This is a genomic window from Alkalihalophilus lindianensis, assembly GCF_032843265.1.
GTDB classification, from domain to species: Bacteria; Bacillota; Bacilli; order Bacillales; family Bacillaceae_D; genus Alkalihalophilus; species Alkalihalophilus lindianensis.
The window spans coordinates 1-389 of record NZ_JAWJBA010000077.1; the positions used below are offsets into that span (position 1 = coordinate 1).

Annotated in this window: 1 protein-coding gene; it reads left to right on the plus strand. The window is 38.6% G+C overall.

Translation table 11 applies throughout. From position 1 onward, the window contains the following. On the plus strand, window positions 1-389 hold a 389-nt coding region (locus tag RYX56_RS21370; protein ID WP_317123990.1), incomplete at both ends, for an SH3-like domain-containing protein.

The following is a 389-nucleotide window of genomic DNA, read 5'->3' on the forward strand; positions in this document are numbered from 1 at the left end:
CAAAAAGAACCTGTCAGTATATGCAGACGAGTCAAAATTTGATTATGTCATGAACTCGATTAATCCCGGAAAGATTCTAAGGCTGAGTAACGATGTTCAGGGTAAAGATCCCGATAATGCTAATGAACCGGGTCAACAAATAAAGTATGAATACCTTAAATCACGAGCCATCATAAACAATCCGAAGGATTATTTTGTGTGGAATCGTCCAGCTGTTTTCAGTAGTGCAGAAAAGCTTTACCCTGCCCATAAATTCTTAGAAAAAGAGGTTACTATCATAGGTAAGGCTATTACGAGGACAGATGTCTATTGCAAATTCAGTATCGATGACCGAATAATAGGATGGATTAACCAGGACAGTCTTGAACTACTCCCTGACAGTCTCTTAT